This is a genomic window from Prevotella sp. HJM029 (genome assembly GCF_000599605.1).
Classification (GTDB): domain Bacteria; phylum Bacteroidota; class Bacteroidia; order Bacteroidales; family Bacteroidaceae; genus Prevotella.
In genome coordinates, this window is record NZ_AZHT01000169.1 from 1 (window position 1) to 1843 (window position 1843).

The 1843-nt window shown below is 36.2% G+C and carries 3 protein-coding genes and 1 pseudogene; 2 read left to right on the plus strand and 2 right to left on the minus strand.

Annotation, left to right across the window (positions count from 1 at the left end):
- Nucleotides 1-464 (plus strand): transposase (locus X919_RS0106255; protein ID WP_028899434.1); only part of this gene is annotated, 464 nt, incomplete at its 5' end.
- Between the two features lie 329 nt (nucleotides 465-793).
- Here X919_RS0106255 and X919_RS17215 read toward each other — a convergent pair.
- Both X919_RS17215 and X919_RS17220 read right to left on the minus strand, forming a co-directional pair.
- Nucleotides 794-1147, minus strand: a complete 354-nt coding sequence (locus X919_RS17215; RefSeq protein WP_253270096.1) for a hypothetical protein — start codon at nucleotides 1145-1147, stop codon at nucleotides 794-796.
- Nucleotides 1144-1314 (minus strand): hypothetical protein, encoded by a 171-nt coding sequence (locus tag X919_RS17220; RefSeq protein WP_253270097.1) that lies wholly within the window; start codon nucleotides 1312-1314, stop codon nucleotides 1144-1146. The genes X919_RS17215 and X919_RS17220 overlap by 4 nt, the downstream gene beginning before the upstream one ends.
- Before the next feature lie 237 nt (nucleotides 1315-1551).
- Here X919_RS17220 and X919_RS16025 point away from each other — a divergent pair.
- Nucleotides 1552-1843 (plus strand): annotated as a pseudogene (locus X919_RS16025) (hypothetical protein); the annotation flags it as partial.

The following is a 1843-nucleotide window of genomic DNA, read 5'->3' on the forward strand; positions in this document are numbered from 1 at the left end:
AGATGGGAAAGCTCCACTTCGGTTACAAGCGTCACACGGTAACGGATGAAAACGGATTGGTGCTTGCCGAAGAAAAGACAGCTGCCAATGAAAGTGATATGAAACACTTAGAAACACCCCTAACGAAAGCTAAATTGCCACGGAAAGCACTTGTCTATGCCGATAAAGGATATGACTCGATGGAGAACAAAGAAACCCTCAAACGTATGAAACTCAAAAGTCGTGTCATGCACAAAGGAACAAGAGGACATGAAATTACAGAAAGGCAGCAGCGTATCAACGTTGCGATAAGTAAGACACGCAACAAAGTAGAACGTACCTTTGGTTCTATGCATAGATGGTTTGGTGCTGAAATAGCAAGATACGTTGGACTTTCAAAAGCACATGCGCAGCATATTATGGAATCCATTGCCTACAACTTATACCGAACGCCAGGGATTATTGTGTCAAATTCTATCAGATAATATGAAAATACACCGATAAAAGATTGTTATCTACTTAAAAATAACCTCCAACGGCATCTTTTGATCAAAAATATTTATTCTTCTAAGAGTGTATGGGTGAGAATTGAGAGGATGGTAGGTTTTGCAGAGGTCTCTGAGGGGAAAACTTTTACCGGACAGCAATAAATAAAAAATGACCATTTCTGTACTCGATTTTGAGTAAAGAAATGGTCTTTTCTTTGCCTTTAGAAGAGCCCTACTTATAGATTGAAAGTTGTCAAGTTATTAATGTGCATTTTGACACACCCTCCCTTTTTATTAACCTCCTTATTTTTCAATTCTTTAGCATCCTAATCAAAAACATAGGTAATACGTGCAAAAAGGGAATGGCTTCCATCAAAATCTCCCAAATATCGGAAGGTATATCCAGCTCCTATCTTCCAATGATTAGCAACTATAAAGTCTATTCCAGTAGAAGGGGAGATAATATAGGACGTATGTTTTATATCTATACGTTCTGTGCCGTTGTTAGGCGTAAAGTGTTCGTAGCTTCCATCAATAATGCCAATACCACCACACAATTGCAAATAGTAGTTGAACTGTTTTGTTGATATAACATTAAAACCGAATCCCGTACTTATTGAATAGTCTTTACGAGACATAGATAAAATCCGATTACCTTCAGGAATATTCGTCAATTTCAATTCTGTACCATCATCGGTAGCTCCGAATAAGTCGGTAGTCCAAAAAGACGATTGCTGATATAATACTTGGATAGAAAACCGATGCCAAAGCCCGAACTGAATGAGTTTTCGTATGGATTGCCGATTTTTGTATAGGTTTGCAAACCTCCATATATGCCTAATTCCAATGTTTTCTTTTGGGCTGCTATATGCAAAGTTAAAATTAACGAAAATAAAATAATTGTAATCCTTTTCATATTTCTACATTTCTTAATCTATTGTAAATTCAAAACTGTTTGAAATCTTATACGACTAAAGTTTCCCACCCTAATAAATAGATAGAAAAAATAACAGTTTGTCGAATTTTCTTTGTAAATTAGTAATCGCTAAAGAACTGATTTTAAAGACAAGACAACAAAACTATTATGAAAGCAAAAATAGAGAAAATAAGTGAGTTATCCAAACTTTTGAATGTTAAAACTCGAATGAGTGATGATTTATTTCATCTTTTTGGCAAGTTTGGCATTGGTCACTTGTTATCTCGCCTGTCATTGGAGAAACATGACGGAGTTTCGGCTTCGGAATTAATCCTTTCTTTTTGCCTCTTCCGCATTGTCGGTGAGAGCATCCACCGCATATGCAAGCATAAGATGAGACCTCTGCAAAACCCCTTCTACAATTTGTCATTCTTAAATATTCTTTGTACCTTTATCGTAT